General features: G+C 62.5%; 16 protein-coding genes and 2 pseudogenes. 11 read left to right on the forward strand and 7 right to left on the reverse strand.

What is annotated here, in order from left to right; translation table 11 throughout:
• The first annotated feature begins 8 nt into the window (after positions 1-8).
• Positions 9-1,010 (forward strand): tRNA dihydrouridine(20/20a) synthase DusA, encoded by a 1,002-nt coding sequence (dusA, locus tag FFS13_RS16720; RefSeq protein WP_137820195.1) that lies wholly within the window; start codon positions 9-11, stop codon positions 1,008-1,010.
• A 17-nt stretch (positions 1,011-1,027) separates the two neighbouring features.
• Here the strand turns inward: dusA and FFS13_RS16725 are convergent, their stop codons facing one another.
• On the reverse strand, positions 1,028-2,047 hold the full coding sequence (locus FFS13_RS16725; RefSeq protein ID WP_137820196.1) for a zinc-dependent alcohol dehydrogenase family protein: 1,020 nt from the start codon (positions 2,045-2,047) through the stop codon (positions 1,028-1,030).
• 166 nt (positions 2,048-2,213) lie between these two features.
• On the opposite strand from FFS13_RS16725, the gene FFS13_RS16730 reads away from it, so the two are divergent.
• From FFS13_RS16730 to tal, 7 genes and pseudogenes are all read left to right on the forward strand, one after another.
• A complete protein-coding gene (locus FFS13_RS16730; RefSeq protein ID WP_137820197.1) occupies positions 2,214-3,131 on the forward strand; it encodes a LysR substrate-binding domain-containing protein in 918 nt (305 codons plus the stop codon).
• 120 nt (positions 3,132-3,251) lie between these two features.
• The gene (mexE, locus tag FFS13_RS16735) at positions 3,252-4,484 is read left to right on the forward strand and encodes a multidrug efflux RND transporter periplasmic adaptor subunit MexE (RefSeq protein ID WP_137820198.1); all 1,233 of its coding nucleotides are present in this window, start codon (positions 3,252-3,254) and stop codon (positions 4,482-4,484) included.
• Between the two features lie 12 nt (positions 4,485-4,496).
• Positions 4,497-7,667 carry an efflux RND transporter permease subunit gene (locus FFS13_RS16740; protein ID WP_137820199.1) on the forward strand — a complete coding sequence of 1,057 codons (3,171 nt, stop codon included), beginning with the start codon at positions 4,497-4,499 and terminating at the stop codon, positions 7,665-7,667.
• Complete coding sequence (locus FFS13_RS16745; RefSeq protein ID WP_137820200.1) at positions 7,664-9,058, forward strand: efflux transporter outer membrane subunit; 1,395 nt, start codon at positions 7,664-7,666, stop codon at positions 9,056-9,058. Before FFS13_RS16740 ends, FFS13_RS16745 begins: the two co-directional genes overlap by 4 nt.
• Positions 9,059-9,478: 420 nt before the next feature.
• The gene (locus FFS13_RS16750) at positions 9,479-10,486 is read left to right on the forward strand and encodes a TRAP transporter substrate-binding protein (RefSeq protein ID WP_137820201.1); all 1,008 of its coding nucleotides are present in this window, start codon (positions 9,479-9,481) and stop codon (positions 10,484-10,486) included.
• Positions 10,487-10,586: 100 nt separating this feature from the next.
• Positions 10,587-10,685 (forward strand): annotated as a pseudogene (locus tag FFS13_RS20405) (hypothetical protein); the annotation flags it as partial.
• Positions 10,686-10,795: 110 nt separating this feature from the next.
• The gene (tal, locus tag FFS13_RS16755; RefSeq protein WP_137820202.1) at positions 10,796-11,722 is read left to right on the forward strand and encodes a transaldolase; all 927 of its coding nucleotides are present in this window, start codon (positions 10,796-10,798) and stop codon (positions 11,720-11,722) included.
• Positions 11,723-11,787: 65 nt separating this feature from the next.
• On the opposite strand, the gene rssC is transcribed toward tal, so the two are convergent.
• Together rssC and rssB are read right to left on the reverse strand one after the other, a co-directional pair.
• Complete coding sequence (gene rssC / locus FFS13_RS16760) at positions 11,788-12,270, reverse strand: anti-sigma factor antagonist RssC (protein ID WP_119956592.1); 483 nt, start codon at positions 12,268-12,270, stop codon at positions 11,788-11,790.
• 10 nt (positions 12,271-12,280) lie between these two features.
• Entirely contained in the window at positions 12,281-13,465 is a 1,185-nt protein-coding gene (gene rssB / locus FFS13_RS16765; protein ID WP_137820203.1) for a two-component system response regulator RssB, read from the reverse strand.
• Between the two features lie 206 nt (positions 13,466-13,671).
• Between rssB and FFS13_RS16770 the strand changes: the two genes are divergently transcribed.
• Positions 13,672-13,971 carry a PilZ domain-containing protein gene (locus FFS13_RS16770; protein WP_137820204.1) on the forward strand — a complete coding sequence of 100 codons (300 nt, stop codon included), beginning with the start codon at positions 13,672-13,674 and terminating at the stop codon, positions 13,969-13,971.
• Positions 13,972-14,044: 73 nt separating this feature from the next.
• On the opposite strand, the gene FFS13_RS16775 is transcribed toward FFS13_RS16770, so the two are convergent.
• Together FFS13_RS16775 and FFS13_RS16780 are read right to left on the reverse strand one after the other, a co-directional pair.
• A complete protein-coding gene (locus FFS13_RS16775; protein ID WP_137820205.1) occupies positions 14,045-14,746 on the reverse strand; it encodes a VacJ family lipoprotein in 702 nt (233 codons plus the stop codon).
• A 176-nt stretch (positions 14,747-14,922) separates the two neighbouring features.
• Positions 14,923-15,363 (reverse strand): annotated as a pseudogene (locus FFS13_RS16780) (UTRA domain-containing protein); the annotation flags it as partial.
• Between the two features lie 85 nt (positions 15,364-15,448).
• On the opposite strand from FFS13_RS16780, the gene FFS13_RS16785 reads away from it, so the two are divergent.
• Together FFS13_RS16785 and FFS13_RS16790 are read left to right on the forward strand one after the other, a co-directional pair.
• Positions 15,449-16,171, forward strand: a complete 723-nt coding sequence (locus FFS13_RS16785) for an HAD family phosphatase (protein ID WP_137820217.1) — start codon at positions 15,449-15,451, stop codon at positions 16,169-16,171.
• A gap of 192 nt (positions 16,172-16,363) precedes the next feature.
• Positions 16,364-16,627, forward strand: a complete 264-nt coding sequence (locus tag FFS13_RS16790) for a DUF4404 family protein (RefSeq protein WP_137820206.1) — start codon at positions 16,364-16,366, stop codon at positions 16,625-16,627.
• Positions 16,628-16,667: 40 nt separating this feature from the next.
• Here FFS13_RS16790 and queF read toward each other — a convergent pair whose 3' ends face one another.
• Positions 16,668-17,498, reverse strand: a complete 831-nt coding sequence (gene queF / locus FFS13_RS16795; RefSeq protein WP_137820207.1) for an NADPH-dependent 7-cyano-7-deazaguanine reductase QueF — start codon at positions 17,496-17,498, stop codon at positions 16,668-16,670.
• 195 nt (positions 17,499-17,693) lie between these two features.
• Positions 17,694-18,473, reverse strand: coding sequence for an ABC transporter permease (locus FFS13_RS16800; protein WP_137820218.1), 780 nt, complete (start codon positions 18,471-18,473; stop codon positions 17,694-17,696).
• Positions 18,474-18,483 lie beyond the last annotated feature (10 nt).

Raw genomic sequence — 18,483 nt, forward strand, 5'->3', positions numbered from 1 at the left:
CTGACCCAATGCCCCTAAATACCGCGCCAACCACACACCCCGAGCCCTCCCGCCGCTTCTCCGTGGCGCCGATGATGGATTGGACCGATCGGCATTGCCGGTTCTTCCTGCGCCTGCTGTCGCGGCATGCCCTGCTGTACACCGAGATGGTCACGACGGGCGCCTTGCTGCGCGGTGATCACGAGCGTTTTCTGCGCCATACCGAAGCCGAGTACCCGCTAGCCCTGCAGCTCGGTGGCAGTGTGCCGGCCGAGTTGGCGGCCTGTGCGCGGCTGGCCGAGGAAGCGGGTTATGACGAGGTCAACCTGAATGTCGGCTGCCCGAGCGATAGGGTGCAGAACAATATGATCGGCGCCTGCTTGATGGCCCATCCGGGGCTGGTAGCCGATTGTGTGAAAGCCATGCGCAATGCGGTCTCGACCCCGGTAACGGTCAAGCACCGGATCGGCATCGACGGCCGTGATAGCTACGCCGAACTCTGCGACTTCGTCGGCCAGGTGCGTGAGGCGGGCTGCCGGAGTTTTACCGTGCATGCCCGAATTGCCATCCTCGCCGGCCTGTCACCGAAGGAAAACCGTGAGGTTCCACCGCTGCGTTACGACGTGGCGGCGCAGCTCAAGCAGGACTTCCCGGACCTGGAGATCATTCTCAACGGCGGCATCAAGACCCTCGAGGAATGCCAGGAGCACCTGCAGACGTTCGACGGGGTGATGCTCGGCCGCGAGGCTTATCACAACCCTTATCTGCTGGCCGAGGTCGATCAACGACTGTTCGGCAGTACGGCCCCGGTCGTCAGCCGGGTTGGCGCGCTAGAGCTGCTGCGGCCGTATATCGAAGAGCATCTGGCCGACGCTGGCGCCATGCACCATATCACCCGGCATGTGCTGGGTCTGGGTCAGGGCTTTCCGGGAGCGCGACGTTTCCGGCAGTTGCTGTCCGTCGACATTCATAAAGCGGCCAACCCACTGGCACTGCTCGACCAGGCAGCCGATTTGCTCAGGGGCCGCTAGCCGACAGCAGCTGGGTTTTACTCGGCGACTTGCAGCACCACCCGCCCATGTTTCGGGCAGCCTTCCATATAGCGATGGGCCTCGACGAACTCAGTGAAGGGGAACACCCGCTCGATCCGTGGCAGCAGCACGCGATCACGGGTCAGCTGGTTCAATGCGTTCAGGGCGCGCTCCAGCGCCGGCTGATCCTGGGGAATGCCCAGCTCCGGCTTACCGGTGAAGTTACCCAGGCAGTGGACGAAGAACTGGATGTTCTTCTGGAACGCCGCACAGGCCGGGAAGGGCGTCTGATTACCACCCTGCAGACCGTAGAGCACCAGCCGCCCACGCGGCGCCAGCACATCGCCGAGCAGGCACATCTGCGGGCCACCCAGGCCGTCCAGGACCACGTCGACGCCACGCCCATCGGTGTACTTGCCGATTTGCGTCACCAGGTCCTGCTCTTCGGTGACTATGACTTTCTCGGCGCCGAGGGCCAGCAGTTGCTCACGATCCTCCGGGTCTTTGCTCGCCGCGATGATCCGCGCGCCCAGGGCCTTGCCCAACTGCACGAAGGCCGGCCCGGCACAGTGCGCGGCGTCCGTCACCAGCACGGTTTGCCCGGCTTTAATGTTGGCCAGATCGACGTAGGCGAAATAGGCGATCAGCAGCGGCGTGTAATGCCCGCTGGCTTCAATCGGGGTCAACAGTTCCGGATAGCGGGTCAATGAGCTGCGCGGCAACAGCACCTCATCGCCATAGCCCGGGTATTGATTGGGGCTGTGGGCCGGGAAGCTGGCCACCTTGTCACCCACGGCCAGGTCATCCACACCCGCGCCGAGCGCCAGGACTACGCCGGCCAACTCTTGCCCCAGCCCAGCCGGCAAATGCGCCTGGGAGGGCGCCAGGTTCTGCCGCCACAACACGTCGTACCAGCTGACGCTGATAGCCTCGACACGCAGCAACACCTCACCCGCCGCGGGTTGTGCGGTGGGTTGTTGTTCCAGCTTGAGCACTTCGGCCGGGCCGAACTGATGGAAACGAATCACGCGGGACATCGCTCACCTCGCATAGGGATCCCTATGACCTGGACTTTATCGGGGCTTCGCCGGCAAAACCACCCGCGGCTATCGATAGTCGACATAAATGCCAATGATGCGGCGACTTGACGCCAACGGCGCAGCCCTTCAGCCTCATGCGCAAGGGATTTTTGAGAGCCGTCGAATGAATCGTAACGACCTGCGCCGCGTTGACCTGAACCTGCTGATCGTCTTCGAGACACTGATGCACGAGCGCAGTGTGACGCGGGCGGCGGAAAAACTGTTCCTCGGCCAGCCGGCGATCAGTGCCGCCCTGGCGCGGTTGCGCAGCCTGTTCGACGACCCGCTATTCGTCCGCACCGGCCGCAGCATGGAGCCGACCGCCCGCGCCCAGGAAATCTTCGGCCTGCTGTCACCGGCGCTGGACTCGATCTCCACCGCCGTCAGCCGCGCCTCGGAGTTCGACCCGGGCACCAGCACCGCAGTGTTTCGCATCGGCCTGTCGGACGATGTCGAGTTCGGCCTGCTGCCGCTGCTGCTGCGCCGTATCCGTGCCGAAGCACCAGGCGTGGTGCTGGTGGTACGTCGCGCCAACTACCTGCTGATGCCGAATTTGCTGGCCTCCGGGGAAATCTCCGTAGGCGTCAGTTACACCGAGGAACTCCCGGCCAATGCCAAGCGCAGGACCTTGCGCCGCAGCCAGCCCAAACTGCTGCGGGCGGATTCCGCACCCGGGCGCCTGAGCCTCGACGACTACTGCGCCCGCCCGCACGTGCTGGTGTCGTTCGCGGGTGACCTGAATGGTTTTATCGATGAGGAGCTGGCGAAGATCGGCCGCTCACGCAAAGTGGTGCTGGCCGTACCGCAATTCAATGGCCTGGGCACGCTGCTGGCCGGCACCGATCTGGTCGCCATAGTGCCGGACTACACCGCCGCAGCCCTGACCGCCGCCGGCGGTGTGCGCGCCGAGGACACGCCCATGGAAAGCCCTTCGTTCGAATTATCCATGGCCTGGCGCGGCGCACAGGACAACGACCCCGCCGAACGCTGGCTGCGCTCACGCATCCAGATGTTCTTTGGCGACCCGGATAGCCTGCAATAGAGGCCTCCCGTGCTGAATCATCATTCCCGCTGATAGTCATCTTTAGCTCGTTCGATTCGCCGTCCCGCCTGCCCCGCAGCACACTCCGCCCATTCAGAAAACCGATTGGCGGAGACACACATGGAACAGTCATTCAAGGCCTTGCGCGTGCCCCTGGCGGCACTTGCCCTGGTAGTGATCAGCGCGTGCGGCAAAGCCCCGGAAGCGACCAGTGCACTGCCCGCCGCCAAAGTCAGCGTGGCCCAGGTCCTGCAACAACCGATCAACGAGTGGGACGAGCTCACCGGCCGCCTCGAAGCGCCGCAAGCCGTGGATATCCGCCCACGCGTGTCCGGCTATATCGACCAGGTAGCCTTCACCGAAGGTTCGCTGGTGAACAAAGGCGACCTGCTGTTCCAGATCGATCCGCGCCCCTTCGAAGCCGAGGTACGTGGCCTCGAGGCTCAGCTGCAACAAGTACGCGCCAACCTTGGGCGCACCGAGAACGAGGCCCGCCGCGGCGAACGTCTACGCGCCAGCAATGCCATCTCCGCCGAATTGGCCGATGCCCGTGCCAGTGCCGCCCTCGAAGCCCGCGCCGGAGTCGCCGCGATTCAGGCGAAGCTGGAAGCCGCACGGCTGAATCTGAGTTTCACTCGGGTCATTGCGCCTATCGATGGTCGCGTCAGCCGTGCCGAGATCACCGCCGGCAACCTGGTCAACGCCGGGCAGACCCTGCTCACCAGCCTGGTATCGACCGATAGGGTCTACGCCTACTTCGATGCCGATGAGCGGGTCTTCCTCAAGTACAACGACCTCGCCCGCCAGGGCCAGCGCGGCCAGAGCAGCCCGGTCTACCTCGGCCTGAGCGATGAAGACGGCCACCCGCACCTCGGGCAGATGGACTTCGTCGACAACCAGGTCAACCCCAAGACCGGCACCATCCGTGGTCGCGCCGTGTTCGACAACAGCGATGGCCGCTTTACCCCGGGGCTCTACGCCCGTCTGAAGCTGGTCGGCAGCGCGACCTATGCCGCCGTGCTGATCAACGATGAAGCCGTGGGTACCGACCTGGGCAAGAAGTTCGTGCTGGTCCTGGGTGCGGACAACCGCGTCAGTTATCGCAATGTCGAACTGGGTCCCAAGCTCGAAGGCCTGCGCATCGTCCGCAGCGGCCTGGCCAAGGATGAACGCATCGTGGTCAAGGGCCTACAGCGTACCCGTCCAGGCATGGCCGTGGAGCCGCAGGACATTCCGATGGCCAGCGCAGCGACAGTCGCCGCCCTGGCCGAACAACGCAAGGCCGTGGAAGCCGCCAACCCGCCACGGGTTGTGCAGAAGTCCGACGCCCACTCCTCTGATCCACGCGGCTAAGGGACGACTCCGATGAATTTCTCGCAATTCTTCATCCAGCGGCCGATCTTCGCCGCCGTGCTATCGCTGCTGATCCTGATCGGCGGCGCGATCTCGCTGTTCCAGCTGCCGATCAGCGAATACCCGGAAGTCGTGCCGCCTACCGTGGTCGTGCGTGCCAACTTCCCCGGCGCCAACCCCAAGGTCATCGGCGAAACCGTGGCCGCGCCGCTGGAACAGGCGATCACCGGGGTCGAGAACATGCTCTACATGTCCTCGCAATCCACCGCCGACGGCAAGATCACCCTGACCATCACCTTTGCCCTCGGCACCGATCTGGACAATGCCCAGGTGCAGGTGCAGAACCGGGTCACCAGGACGCAGCCCAAGCTGCCGGAAGAAGTCACGCGGATCGGGATCACCGTGGACAAGGCCTCGCCCGACCTGACCATGGTCGTGCACTTGACCTCGCCGGACCAACGCTACGACATGCTCTACCTGTCCAACTACGCCTTGCTCAATATCAAGGACGAGCTGGCGCGACTGGGCGGTGTCGGTGATGTGCAGCTGTTCGGTATGGGCGACTACTCGCTGCGGGTCTGGCTCGATCCGAACAAGACCGCCTCGCGCAATCTCACCGCGACGGACGTGGTCAGCGCCATCCGCGAGCAGAACCGTCAAGTAGCCGCCGGGCAATTGGGCGCCCCACCCTCGCCTAGCGCCACCAGTTTCCAGCTGTCGATCAACACCCAGGGCCGTCTGGTCAGCGAAGAGCAGTTCGAAAACATCATCATCCGCGCCGGCGAAAATGGCGAGATCACGCGCCTGAAGGACATCGCGCGGGTTGAACTGGGCTCCAGCCAGTACGCCTTGCGTTCGTTGCTCAACAACCAGCCGGCGGTAGCGATTCCGATCTTCCAGCGCCCTGGCTCGAACGCCATCGAAATCTCCAATGAAGTGCGCGACAAGATGGCCGAGCTCAAGCAGGGCTTCCCGGAAGGCATGGACTTCGAGATCGTCTATGACCCGACCATCTTCGTGCGTGGTTCCATCGAAGCCGTGGTTCACACCCTGTTCGAAGCCCTGCTGCTGGTGGTCCTGGTGGTCATTCTGTTCCTGCAGACCTGGCGCGCCTCGATCATTCCGCTGGTGGCCGTACCGGTCTCGCTGATCGGCACCTTCGCGGTGATGCATCTGTTCGGCTTCTCGCTCAATGCGCTGTCGCTGTTCGGCCTGGTGCTGGCCATCGGCATAGTGGTGGACGACGCCATAGTGGTGGTGGAAAACGTCGAGCGTAATATCGGCCTGGGCCTGACCCCGGTCGAGGCCACCAAACGCGCCATGCGTGAAGTGACCGGACCGATCATCGCCACGGCGCTGGTGCTCTGTGCGGTGTTCATTCCGGCGGCGTTCATTTCCGGGTTGACCGGGCAGTTCTACAAACAATTCGCCCTGACCATCGCGATTTCCACGGTGATCTCGGCCTTCAACTCCCTGACCCTGTCGCCAGCTCTGGCTGCCGTGTTGCTCAAGAGCCACGATGCGCCCAAGGATCGCTTCTCGAAATTCCTCGACGCGCTGTTCGGTGGCTGGCTGTTCCGCCCCTTCAACCGCTTCTTCGACCGCGCCAGCCATGGTTATGTCGGCACCGTTACCCGCGTTATCCGTAGCAGCGGCATTGCCCTTCTGCTCTACGCCGGCTTGATGGTGCTGACCTATTTCGGCTTCGCCACTACGCCAACCGGCTTCGTACCGCCGCAAGACAAGCAATACCTGGTGGCCTTCGCCCAATTGCCGGATGCGGCGAGCCTGGACCGCACGGAGGCGGTGATCAAGAAAATGTCCGAGATCGCCCTGCAGCAGCCTGGCGTCGCCAACTCGGTGGCCTTTCCCGGCCTGTCGATCAACGGTTTCACCAACAGCCCCAACAGCGGCATTGTCTTCACCCCGTTGAAGCCGTTCGATGAACGTACCGACCCAAGCGAGTCCGCGGGTGCCATCGCGGCGGCCTTGAATGCCAAGTTCGCCGGTATCGAAGACGCCTATATCGCGATCTTCCCGCCACCACCGGTACAAGGCCTGGGGACCATCGGCGGCTTCCGCCTGCAGATCGAAGACCGTGGTGGTCTGGGTTATGAGGAGCTGTACAAGGAAACCCAGAACATCATCGCCAAAAGCCAGAGCGTGCCGGAACTGGCCGGGTTGTTCACCAGCTATCAGGTCAACGTACCTCAAGTCGATGCCGCCATCGACCGGGAAAAGGCCAAGACCCACGGCGTGGCGATCACCGACATCTTCGACACTATGCAGGTCTACCTGGGCTCGCTGTATGCCAACGACTTCAACCGCTTTGGTCGCACCTATCAGGTCAACGTCCAGGCCGAGCAGCAGTTCCGCCTCGAACCCGAGCAGATCGGCCAGTTGAAGGTGCGCAACAACCGTGGCGAGATGGTGCCGCTGTCGACTTTCGTCAAGGTCAGCGATACCTCGGGCCCGGACCGGGTGATGCACTACAACGGCTTTATCACCGCGGAAATCAACGGCGGCGCGGCACCCGGCTACAGCTCCGGCCAGGCCGAGGCGGCGATGGAAAAACTGCTCAAGGAAGAACTGCCCAACGGCATGAGCTTCGAATGGACCGAGTTGACCTACCAGCAGATCCTTTCCGGCAATACCGCACTGTTCGTGTTCCCGCTCTGCGTACTGCTGGCCTTCCTGGTGCTGGCGGCGCAGTACGAGAGCTGGAGCCTGCCGCTGGCGGTGATTCTGATCGTGCCGATGACCCTGCTGTCGGCCATTACCGGGGTGATCGTTTCCGGTGGCGATAACAACATCTTCACCCAGATCGGCTTGATCGTACTGGTGGGGCTGGCCTGTAAGAACGCGATCCTGATCGTCGAGTTCGCCAAGGACAAGCAGGAGGAAGGTCTCGGCCCTCTGGCTGCAGTGCTGGAAGCCTGCCGCCTGCGTCTGCGGCCGATCCTGATGACCTCCTTCGCTTTCATCATGGGCGTGGTGCCGCTGGTGTTCTCCAGCGGTGCCGGTGCGGAGATGCGCCATGCCATGGGTGTCGCGGTGTTCTCCGGGATGCTCGGGGTGACCTTCTTCGGCCTGCTGCTGACGCCGGTGTTCTATGTCCTGATCCGTGGGTTCGTGGAGCGCCGGGAAACCCGCAAGGTCGCCCTGCTGGAGGCAAGAGCATGAGTTTCAAAGCCTTCACTCCTGCCCTGCTGGCCCTCGCCCTAAGCGCCTGCAGCGTGGGCCCGGACTACCAGACCCCGGATACTGAGCCGGCAAAAATCAGCGCCACCGAACAGGGCGACTACGACCGCAGCACATTCGAGGTCAGCTGGTGGCAGCAGTTCGAAGACCCGACGCTGAACCAGTTGGTGGCGCAATCACTGCGCGAGAACCGTGAGCTGCGTGTCGCCTTCGCCCGCCTGCAGGCGGCGCGGGCGATCCGTGACGATGTCGCCAACGAGCGCCTGCCCAGGGTCACCAGCCGCGCCAGCAGCGAGCACGGCAAGGCCCAGCAACCGGGCGTTACCGAGCGACGGGTAAACCACGAGCGCTACGACCTCGGTCTGGACATGCTTTGGGAAATTGACCTGTTCGGCCGTATCCAGCGCCAGCTGGAAGCCAGCGATGCCGAACAGGAAGTCGCCGAAGCCGAGCTCTATCAGTTACAGGTCAGCCTGATCGCCGAACTGGTGGACGCCTACGGCGAACTGCGTGGCGCCCAGCTACGGGAGCGGATCGCCCGCAGCAACCTGAAGAACCAGCAGGAGTCCCGCGACCTTACCGAACGCCTGCGCGATGCCGGCGTTGGCAACGAACTCGATGTACTACGGGCCGATGGTCGCCTGGCGGCTACCGAGGCCAGTGTGCCGCAGTTGCAGGCCCAGGAAGTGCGCGCCAAGAACCGCATCGCCACCCTGCTCGGCCAACGCCCGGAAGAGTTGCGGGTCGACCTCAGCCCGCGTGAACTGCCGGCCATTGCCAAGGCCCTGCCGATTGGCGACCCGGCGGAGCTGCTGCGCCGGCGGCCCGACGTGCATGTCGCCGAACGCCAACTGGCGGCGGCGACCGCGAATGTCGGGGTGGCCACCGCCGATCTGTTCCCACGGGTCAACGTCGCAGGCTTCCTCGGCTTTACCGCCGGGCGTGGCTCGCAGCTGGGCTCCTCGGCGGCGCGCGCCTGGGGCGTGGCGCCGACCATCAGTTGGGCGGCCTTCGATCTCGGCAGTGTACGAGCGCGCCTGCGCGGTGCCGAAGCAGACGCCGATGGCGCCCTGGCCAGTTACGAACAGCAGGTGCTGTTGGCCCTGGAAGAGTCGGAGAACGCTTTCAGTGATTACGGCAAACGCCAGGAACGCCTGATCTCGCTGCTGCGCCAAAGTGAGGCCAGCCGCGCCGCGGCCGAGCAGGCGTCGATTCGCTATCGCGAGGGCACGGTGGATTTCCTGGTGCTGCTCGACGCCGAACGCGAACGCCTGGCCGCCGAAGACGCCCAGGCCCAGGCGGAAGTCGAGCTGTACCGCGGCATAGTCGCCATCTACAAGGCCCTAGGCGGTGGCTGGCAACCTCAAGCCTAACTCATTGCGTTGCGTCCTCACGCTCCCCGGTCCCGCGGCTCCGCTCCTTGCCGCGGGGCCTTTTTCTGTTCCGCGGGGGCGCTCAACTGTCCTTCAGGCCGGCCTGTAGGCGTCGCGGCCAGGCTTAAACAGAGGCGGTAATCCGCTGACTGCCCCTTGGAAATGGCGAGAATTCGCCATTTCTGCCTCCCCCACCCCCGTCAGTTCTGCGCTGGAGCACGGCCGTGCTCATCACTAGGCGATTGGCACAGGCATTGCGTTAGACAGCCGGCTCCGTCCCGAACGAACAAGCGCGGCTATAGGCGCCGGCCGCTTCTGCCTTGGCCGGCCAGCCCGCTTCCAGGCCTGAGCCAGGCCGCAGCCGGTGTTCCGCGATGAACCCCGCCGCGCTAACTGCCCCATAACAAGAAAGGAATATGTATGCTCAAGTCGCTGTTCGCCGTGGCCGCCTGTGCCCTGGCCTTAACCTCTACCAGCGCCCAGGACGCGCAGGCCGGCGCCCCCATCCTGATCAAGTTTTCCCACGTGGTGGCCGACGGCACGCCCAAGGGCCAGGGCGCGCTGTTGTTCAAGAAGCTGGCCGAGGAGCGCCTGCCCGGCCAGGTGCGGGTCGAGGTTTATTCCAACTCCAGCCTGTATGGCGATGCCGACGAGCTGCAAGCCCTGCGTAACGGCGAGGTGCAGTTGCTGGCGCCGTCGCTGGCCAAGTTCGAGCAGTACACCCGGCAGTTGCAGGTGTTCGATCTGCCGTTCCTGTTCGACGACCTGGAGGCGGTCAACCGCTTCCAGAAGCGCGCCAAGGGCCGCCAACTGCTGCGCTCGATGGAGCGGCAGAACATCGTCGGCCTGGCCTATTGGCACAACGGCATGAAGCAGCTCTCGGCCACCCGCGCCTTGCGCCTGCCGACGGATGCCGCCGGCCTGAGCTTTCGCATCCAAGCCTCGACGGTGCTCGAAGCGCAGTTCGCCCAGCTCGGCGCCAGCCCGCGCAAACTGGCTTTCGCCGAGGTGTTCAAGGCCCTGCAAAGCGGCCAGGTGCAAGGCGCGGAGAATCCCTGGTCGAACCTCTACAGCCAGCGGCTGCACAGCGTGCAGCCCTATATCACCGAGACCAACCACGGGGTGCTCGACTATATGCTGGTGAGCAACCCGCGCTTTTGGTACGGCCTTCCGCACAGCGTTCGGGTCGAGCTGGAGACGATCATCGACGAGGTCAGCCTGGCCGTTAACCTCCAGGCCGAAACGCTCAACCGCGCCGACCGCGAACGCATCCTGGCCTCCGGCAGCAGCCAGCTGATCGGCCTCAGCGCCGAGGAACGCGCAGCCTGGCGCAGCGCCATGCGCCCGGTGTGGCAGCAGTTCGAAGCGGCGATAGGCGCGGACGTGCTGAAGGCCGCCCAGGCAGTCAATCGCCAGCCACGCGATTGAGTCTGACGCACTAGCTACTCAGGCGGTCGGGCGCGGATATAGCGAATCACCGCCTCGCAGATCATGTCCTTGTGGCGGGCACGGATGGCCGGGGCGCCCGGCCGCCGAAAACGCCCAGGCCCAGGCTGAAGTCGAGGTCTACCGTGGCATAGTCGCCATTTACAAGGCGCTCGGCGGTGGCTGGCAGCCACAGGCCTGACCTGACCTGAGCTGAGCTGGATTGGACTGGGAGTAATGGCATTAAGCAGCCGTTGAGTGGCTTCGACGGCTCGGGTAAGGTCATAGCATCCGCCACGACAAGGCTTTGCCATGACCTCCAAGCTGGATCAACTCAAGCAGTTCACCACCGTGGTCGCCGACACCGGCGACATCGACGCCATCGCCCGCCTCAAGCCGGTAGACGCCACCACCAACCCCTCGCTACTGCTCAAGGCCGCCGCCATGCCTGGCTATGCCGAGCTATTGAATAACGCGGTAGCCGGCTGTGGCGGCGATCTGGGGCTGGCCTGCGATCGTTTTGCGGTCGCCGTCGGTCAGGGCATTCTCGAGGTGATCCCGGGGCGGATCTCCACCGAAGTCGATGCACGCCTGTCATTCGACACTCAGGCGACCCTGCGGCGCGCCGAACGGCTGATTGGCCTGTATGAGCAGGCCGGCATCGGCCGCGAACGGGTGCTGATCAAGATCGCCGCCACCTGGGAAGGTATCCGCGCGGCCGAACAGTTGGAGCGCGCAGGCATCCAGACCAACCTGACCCTGTTGTTCGCCTTTGCCCAGGCCGCCGCGTGCGCCGACGCCGGCATCTTCCTGATCTCGCCCTTCGTCGGACGCATCTACGACTGGCACAAGAAAGCCGAAGGCCGCGACTTTGTCGGCGCGGATGACCCCGGCGTGCGCTCGGTCACGCGGATTTATAACTACTACAAAGCCAACGGCTACAGCACCGTGGTCATGGGCGCGAGCTTCCGCAATCTGGGGCAGATCGAGCAATTGGCCGGCTGCGACCGCCTGACCATCAGCCCCGAATTGCTGCAACAACTGGCGGACGACCAGAGCCCGCTGGAACGCAAACTGGCCGCCGGCAACCCTGGCGAAGCACGCCAGGCATTCGATCAAGGCCGCTTCCGCTGGGCACTGAATGAAGAGCCGATGGCCACCGAGAAACTGGCCGAAGGCATCCGCCTGTTCGCCCGCGACCAGGAGAAACTCGAAGCCCTGCTCGCCGCCAAAGGCTAGAACGCACAGCGCGCGAGGCCCATAAGGCATCGCGCGCTGTCATATGGATTTAGGGGTGCGCTTAGTCAGCTGCGCTCGAGCGCGTTGACCAGATCGTGGAAGGCTTCGCGATTGGAGTCATTCAGCCCCATCAGAATACGGTGAGCTTCCAGCACCTTGGCCTTCACCACCTCTTCCGATTGATCCTGCGACGGCAAGTCAGTCAGGCTCTCCGGGCATGGAACGGGGCGATCGACAATATTGAACACCTGATCGAAGCCCATCGACTGCAACAACCGGGTGATATCCGGATGAGTCGTCACCACCGTAGGCAGCAGGCCGATCTTCTGCCGCGAGAGGATCGACAGCTTGGCCAGCAGCCCCAGCGTAGTGCTGTCGATACTGCGCGTCTCCGTCAGGTCAATGACGATCGCCGAAAAATTCAGCGCAGTGAAGATTTTTTCAATCGTGGCATCCAGCGCTGAACAGAGGGTCAGGCGCACTTCACCGACAAACTTGAGAACGAAGGTGCCGTTCTGCTCGGCGAATTGAATTCTCCCGGTACTCATGCAGCGGTACTCATGCAAGGTTCCTGCTTAACACCAGCAAGGCAATATCATCTGGCATATCACTTAGATTGGCCAGCCCAAGCACCTGGCGTAGGCCATCCAGGCTGCCGCCCGCCGTGCATACCAATTGCGGTAACAGTGCTTCCTTTTCTTTGAGTGTATCGCCCGGCAAAAGGTCCAAAATGCCGTCCGAGAGCAAGGTCAAACTGAATGACTCAGGCAGTTCCAATACATGGTCGGTGTAGGTCGCTTCATTGAATAAGCCCACCGGCAGACCACGCCCATCGAGATAGTGCGCCGCACCCTGGCTATACAGCACAGGCAGCGGCAGATGACCGCCAATGCTGTACGTCAGCTGACCGCTCTGCTCATCGATCACCCCGCCGAGCATGGTCACGTGCTTGCCCAATTTGCAGTTGATCAGCCCGCGGTTGATATGGCCGAGCACATCCGAAGGTTTGAACTCCGGCAGCATGCCGCCGCGGCGCGACTCGTACAGCAACCGGGTGGTCATGAATTTCAGCAGCACGGTGATGAACGCCGAGGAAGCGCCGTGCCCGGACACATCGGCCAGATAGAAGGCGATGCGCCGATCATCGAGACGGAAGTAGTCGACGAAATCACCCGACAGGTACAGCGAAGGAATGATCTGATGGGCGAATTGCAGACCATCGACCGCCCAGGGCGTCACCGGCAGCATGTTCATCTGCACCTGCCGCCCGGCGTTCTGATCCTCTTGCAACAGGTGCAGACTGGCCTGCAGCTCGCGGTTAGCCACCTCGAGCTTCTCGCGATAGCGGCGGTTTTCCTGCCGCAGGTGCGAACGATCCAGCGCACGGCGCACCGAGTGCTCGAGCACGGCGAGGTCTTCTAGAGGCTTGATCAGGTAATCGGCGGCGCCAAGGCGCAAAGCTTCGACTGCGTCGTTCATCACGCCGGCACCGGAGACCACGATCACCGGCGTCTCGACTTCCAGCGCATTGATGCGGCGGATCAGCTCTAAGCCGTCGACCTGCGGCATGCGCAGATCGCAAATCACCAGATCGGGTTTTTCCTGCTCGAAGACCTGCAGTCCCTGCAAGCCATTACTCGCTTGCAGAACGCTGAAGCCACTGTCTTCCAAATAGGCCGCGAGGCTCGCGCGCACTACTTCGTCGTCATCAATAATCAGCAGCGAGGCACTGGAATTGTGCATGGGGTACCAGGCAAACGGCGCCAGGGAGAGTTGGCATAAACGTCAGGCCGATAAGCCGGGACGCGTGTACTCGCAGAGCACTTCAAGGCGCAGACGGTACTCCCATCCGTTCATCGATTCAAGCTTAGGCCGATCGTCGTCAGGCGCCTTTACAGCTTAAATAGGCGAAGGTTATAAGAAGCCTATAAAACCAGAGGAGCGGGTCAATGAGCCAAAGCGATCATGCTGACACTGAGAAACGCGACTACATTCGCATGCAACTGGAAGCATCCGTCACTTTGCAGCACGCCGGCCAGGACATCCCCGCACTGTGCCTCGACCTGTCTAGCACCGGTATACAGCTGGAAGCCGAGAGTGCGGTGAGCGTGGGGGAGAAGGTTCGGGTACATATCGCCTCCGAGCACAACTCACTCAAGGGCCTCGACGCCGAAGTCGAGGTGGTACGGGTTAGCGCGCTGGGAGATGGTCGCCAGTCCTTGGGGCTGGCGATTCTGTCGATGAACTAGCCCATTCCAGACATGACAAAGGCGGCCTAAGCCGCCTTTGTCATGTCTGGTGTGGTTAAACCTGCCACAGGCGTTAGAAATCGTCTTCGACCTGACCGTCCTTCACCTTGAACTCTCGGTTCTGCAGGAAAGCATTGCGGATAAACAGATACTTGTCGCCGCTGATCAACTTCTCAGCCGACAGCAGGCTGGCACGGGTATCGACCACATCCACAGCACGGGTCAGGTTACGCGCTGGCACATCATCGATGTAGGGATAGGGTTCGAGGAAGCTATCGGGAATCTTGCCCGAGGCATCCCGCACTGTGCTTGGCCCCAACAACGGCAAGACCAGATAAGGACCGCTGCCCAAGCCCCAGGCGCCAAACGTCTGGCCGAAGTCTTCATCGTTGCGTTGCAGGCCCATTTTATTGGCCACATCGAAGAAGCCCAGCAAACCAAAGGTGGTGTTGAAAATCAGACGGCTGGTATCGACGCCGGCGTCATGCACCTTACCTTGCAGGAGGTCGTTGGCCAGGTTGCCGACCTCGCCAAGGTTGTTGAACACGTTATGTATGCCGTCTTCGAGGAACTGCGGAGTCACCGCCTGATAGCCCTGCGCCAGCGGCTTCAGTGCGTAGATGTCGAGGGTATCGTTGAAACTGAACACCGCGCGATTGAAGCCCTCCCACGGGTCTTCTTCAGCGGCCTGCACTACCACTGGCAACAGCGCCAAGCTGGCACAAACAAAAAGTTGACCTAGACGATCGACCCAACTGGTGGCGATCAAACGCATGTGCAGTCTCTCCGTGAGAAAAAGTTGTGTGGCGGCCCGGCCAGCCAGATAAGCGGCGCAGTATAAAGCCACAAACACCTGTCTTGGCAGCATAGCGAAGATCCGCACAGCGAGAAAAACACCGCAAACTATTCTGGATCGACCAAAGCAGTGATCATTCGCTGCCTGAGTAGCCCTCAACCCGAATAAACAGCCTCCAGCTTGATTTCCAAGGCATCCGGACGCCAGAATTCCTGATCGAACTCTACCGCTCGCCCGTCCTGAGCAAAGCTCAAACGCTCCAGATAGAGCGCCGGCGAACCCGGAGCCAACTGCAAGGGCTCTGCCTGCGCGGCACTCAATGCCGTCGGGTGCATGGCCAACTGGCAACGTGCCGGGGCCAAGCCAAAACGCTCGCGCAGCAGGTTCATCAACGAAGTATCCAAGTCGTGCTCGAGCAAGCCTGGGCACCAGCTGGCGTCGAGAGCGATCAGCTCGATCAGCACCGGGCGCTCGTCGACCCAACGCCGACGCTACAGAAAGAACACCGGATCGCTCTCCGCCACCGTCATCTGCGGCGCCAGCCAGGCACCGGCCGGGCGACATTCGGCGAGTAAAGTTTCCGTACCCGGCACTCGTCACACAGCCTTCATCTAACCGTCATCCGCGCCGTTTACCTTGGACTAGACCACTGCCCGGATACTCACCATGCCGCCCCTCGCCATGCCTCCCCCCGCCTTTACCGCCGTGCTGTTCGGCCTGTCCGGCTGCCTGGTGGACTTCGGTGCGCGCACCCTGCCAGTGACGCTGCTGCGCCTCTGCCCCGCCGTCAGCCAACGCCTACCCACTCAGCTGGCGCCTGCCGCGGCTTTAACCGCCGTGCTTGGGCGCGACCCGCAGCCTGCGGAGTTACTCGGCCTGAACCAGGCACTCGCGGAGGCCGCGAACGAACACGCCGAAGTCACCCCGGGAGCGCTGGCGCTACTCGAACAACTGCAACAGCAAGGCGTGCCCTGTGCCTGGCTCGACGAGCTGCCGCGCGATGCCGGCACCCGTCTGGCCACCCCCCTGCCCAGCTGGCTCCACGCGGCACAACTCTGCAACACTCGGCCCTGGCCGGCACCGGATGCCTGCTGGCAGACGCTGATGGAGTTAAAAGTGGCTAATCTCGACGGTTGCGTACTGATCAGCGGCGAGCCGCGTTTGCTGCAGGCCGGGCTGAATGCCGGTCTCTGGACCGTTGGCTTGGCGGCCTGCGGGCCATTGTGCGGCCAGGCACCCGCCGACTGGCAGGCACTCCCGGCACGCGAACGCGATCAACTACGCGCACAAGCCACCCTCGAGCTGTACCGCCTGGGCGTCCATTCGGTAGTCGACCATTTGGCCGAGCTGGGTCCAAGCCTGACCGACCTCGCCATTCGCCGACAGAAAGGAGAGAAACCTTGATGTTTAATCGCCAGCAGTTTACCGAGCAACTGGCTGAACTCTTCGCCCGACGTGCCGGCGAGCCGCTGCGTCTGCTGCAGGCTTGATCGAGATCAGGCAAAGCGGCCGCGCTTGGATTAACCTCTAGAGAGGCAGGGATCTTTCGCGTAGGCGCAGGATCAATGCTTTTGCCTATTACGGAGGAAGAACGCCATGCCTGCCCGCGAACTGCAGCAGCAATTGAACCAACTACGCGAGCAACTGGAAAAAGGCCCGCCACTCTCCGCCGAGGAACATGCGCATCTGCTGGAACTGGCGAAGCAGATCGAACTGCAACTTGAGCGCGAAGCCAGCGCACCGGATACCAGCCTGGTGGATGGCGTTAACCTCGCGGTGGAGCGTTTCGAAGTCGCACACCCAACCCTGGCCGGGACCCTGCGCAACATTGTGCAAAGCCTGGCCAACATGGGGATCTAAATCCCTAGCAAGCCCCCCCCGGCTGCGGCCGGGGTTTTCGTTATTGGCGCACCAGCCGGCGATTGTCCGGCTTGATCGGCCCAGTACTGCGGTAGGGGTTGATGTCCAAGCCACCGCGGCGCACATAACGCGCATACACCGTCAGCTTTTCCGGCCGCAGCAGACGCTGTAGATCGAGAAAGATGCGCTCCACACACTGCTCATGGAAGTCCGCGTGTTGGCGGAAGCTCACCAGATAAGCCAGCAGGCTGGCGTGATCCAGCGCCGCACCACGGTACTCCACCACCACACTGCCCCAGTCCGGCTGACCGGTAACCGGGCAGTTGGATTTGAGCAGATGACTGTGCAGGCTTTCCTCGACCACCCGCGTCGCGTCGCAGCGCAGCAGCTCGGGTTGCGGCTGCTGGTAACTGCTCACCCTGACATCCAGCTCGTCGATGCAGACGCCTGGCAATCGCCTCACGCCCTCCGCCTCCACTTCCGCCAGACTGCGCACGCGCACGCTGACCGGCTTACCGGCAGCAGCGGACAGGTCTTTCTCGAGGATCGCCAGCAGCGCAGCCGGATCGGCAAACACGCTCTGGTTGAGCGAGTTGAGGTAGAGCTTGAAGGATTTGGACTCGATGATATTCGGCGAATCCGCCGGAATGGCGAACTCGCCAATCGCCACCACCGGCTTGCCCGAGGGCAGCAGCCAGGACAGCTCGAAACAGTTCCAGAAGTCCAGGCCTTGATAAGGCAGTGTCTGCGCCGTCAACCCCAGCTCGGCCCACTTCGGCGCCCGCGGAATCGGAAACAACAGGGACGGCGTGTAGGTGGCGATGTATTCGCTGGATTTGCCTAGCGGCGAGTGTTCGGCGGCGGGGTGCATGGCGGGAACCTGGCTGATAAAACGCGGCAAGTGTATACAGTTTCCAGCGTTTTTTCAGCCATCAAAGCCAGTCCGCAGTGCCTGGCCGACAAAGCCCCTTATCGGCTGCGTTACCCGCAGGAACAACGCAGCAGATAGCTGGTTCAGCGGCTAAACATCTATCCCTGCGTCACCCCGAGCCTGCTTTTCCGAAGGTTACTGACGCATTCCACGACCACTCACCAGCAGGCGGACGCAGATCCCATACAACACCGCCGTAGCGACCAGCATAAAACCGATGGCAATGCTGATGCGGATATCCGAGACGCCCAGAATGCCGTAACGGAAGGCGTTGACCATGTGCAGCACCGGGTTGGCCATGGACACCGTCTGCCAGAACGGCGGCAGCAGGTTGATCGAATAGAACACCCCGCCCAGGTAGGTCAACGGCGTCAGTACGAAGGTCGGGATGATCGAAATATCATCGAAATTGCGCGCGTACACCGCATTGATGAAGCCGCCCAGGGAGAAAATCGTCGCGGTCAGCAACACCACCAGCATGGTGATCCCCAGGTGATGCACCTGCAGCTCGGTGAAAAACAGCGACAGCAAGGTGACGATCAGCCCCACCGCCAGGCCGCGCAGCACGCCGCCGATGGTGTAGCCCAGCAAGATGGTGTGCGGCGAGACCGGCGCCACCATCAGCTCCTCGACCGAACGCTGGAATTTGCTGCCAAAGAAGCTCGACACCACGTTGCCGTAGGCGTTGGTGATCACCGACATCATGATCAAGCCCGGCACTATGTATTCCATGTAGGTGAAGCCACCCATGTCGCCGATCTGCCGGCCTATCAGATTCCCGAAGATGACGAAGTACAACACCATGGTGATCGCAGGTGGCAGCAGGGTTTGCGGCCAGATCCGCATGAACCGGCGAATTTCCCGATAGACGATGGTATTCAGGGCGACCCAGTTCGCCTGCAGCTCGGTATTGATCAGTTCCGAA

This window comes from Pseudomonas sp. 2FG, from assembly GCF_005502935.1.
Classification (GTDB): Bacteria; Pseudomonadota; Gammaproteobacteria; order Pseudomonadales; family Pseudomonadaceae; genus Aquipseudomonas.

Bases quoted from the DNA above. Each gene is read 5' to 3' on its own strand.
- dusA (WP_137820195.1), top strand. From the start codon at position 9: ATGCCCCTAAATACCGCGCCAACCACACACCCCGAGCCCTCCCGCCGC.
- FFS13_RS16725 (WP_137820196.1), bottom strand. From the start codon at position 2,047: ATGTCCCGCGTGATTCGTTTCCATCAGTTCGGCCCGGCCGAAGTGCTC.
- FFS13_RS16730 (WP_137820197.1), top strand. From the start codon at position 2,214: ATGAATCGTAACGACCTGCGCCGCGTTGACCTGAACCTGCTGATCGTC.
- mexE (WP_137820198.1), top strand. From the start codon at position 3,252: ATGGAACAGTCATTCAAGGCCTTGCGCGTGCCCCTGGCGGCACTTGCC.
- FFS13_RS16740 (WP_137820199.1), top strand. From the start codon at position 4,497: ATGAATTTCTCGCAATTCTTCATCCAGCGGCCGATCTTCGCCGCCGTG.
- FFS13_RS16745 (WP_137820200.1), top strand. From the start codon at position 7,664: ATGAGTTTCAAAGCCTTCACTCCTGCCCTGCTGGCCCTCGCCCTAAGC.
- FFS13_RS16750 (WP_137820201.1), top strand. From the start codon at position 9,479: ATGCTCAAGTCGCTGTTCGCCGTGGCCGCCTGTGCCCTGGCCTTAACC.
- tal (WP_137820202.1), top strand. From the start codon at position 10,796: ATGACCTCCAAGCTGGATCAACTCAAGCAGTTCACCACCGTGGTCGCC.
- rssC (WP_119956592.1), bottom strand. From the start codon at position 12,270: ATGAGTACCGGGAGAATTCAATTCGCCGAGCAGAACGGCACCTTCGTT.
- rssB (WP_137820203.1), bottom strand. From the start codon at position 13,465: ATGCACAATTCCAGTGCCTCGCTGCTGATTATTGATGACGACGAAGTA.
- FFS13_RS16770 (WP_137820204.1), top strand. From the start codon at position 13,672: ATGAGCCAAAGCGATCATGCTGACACTGAGAAACGCGACTACATTCGC.
- FFS13_RS16775 (WP_137820205.1), bottom strand. From the start codon at position 14,746: ATGCGTTTGATCGCCACCAGTTGGGTCGATCGTCTAGGTCAACTTTTT.
- FFS13_RS16785 (WP_137820217.1), top strand. From the start codon at position 15,449: ATGCCTCCCCCCGCCTTTACCGCCGTGCTGTTCGGCCTGTCCGGCTGC.
- FFS13_RS16790 (WP_137820206.1), top strand. From the start codon at position 16,364: ATGCCTGCCCGCGAACTGCAGCAGCAATTGAACCAACTACGCGAGCAA.
- queF (WP_137820207.1), bottom strand. From the start codon at position 17,498: ATGCACCCCGCCGCCGAACACTCGCCGCTAGGCAAATCCAGCGAATAC.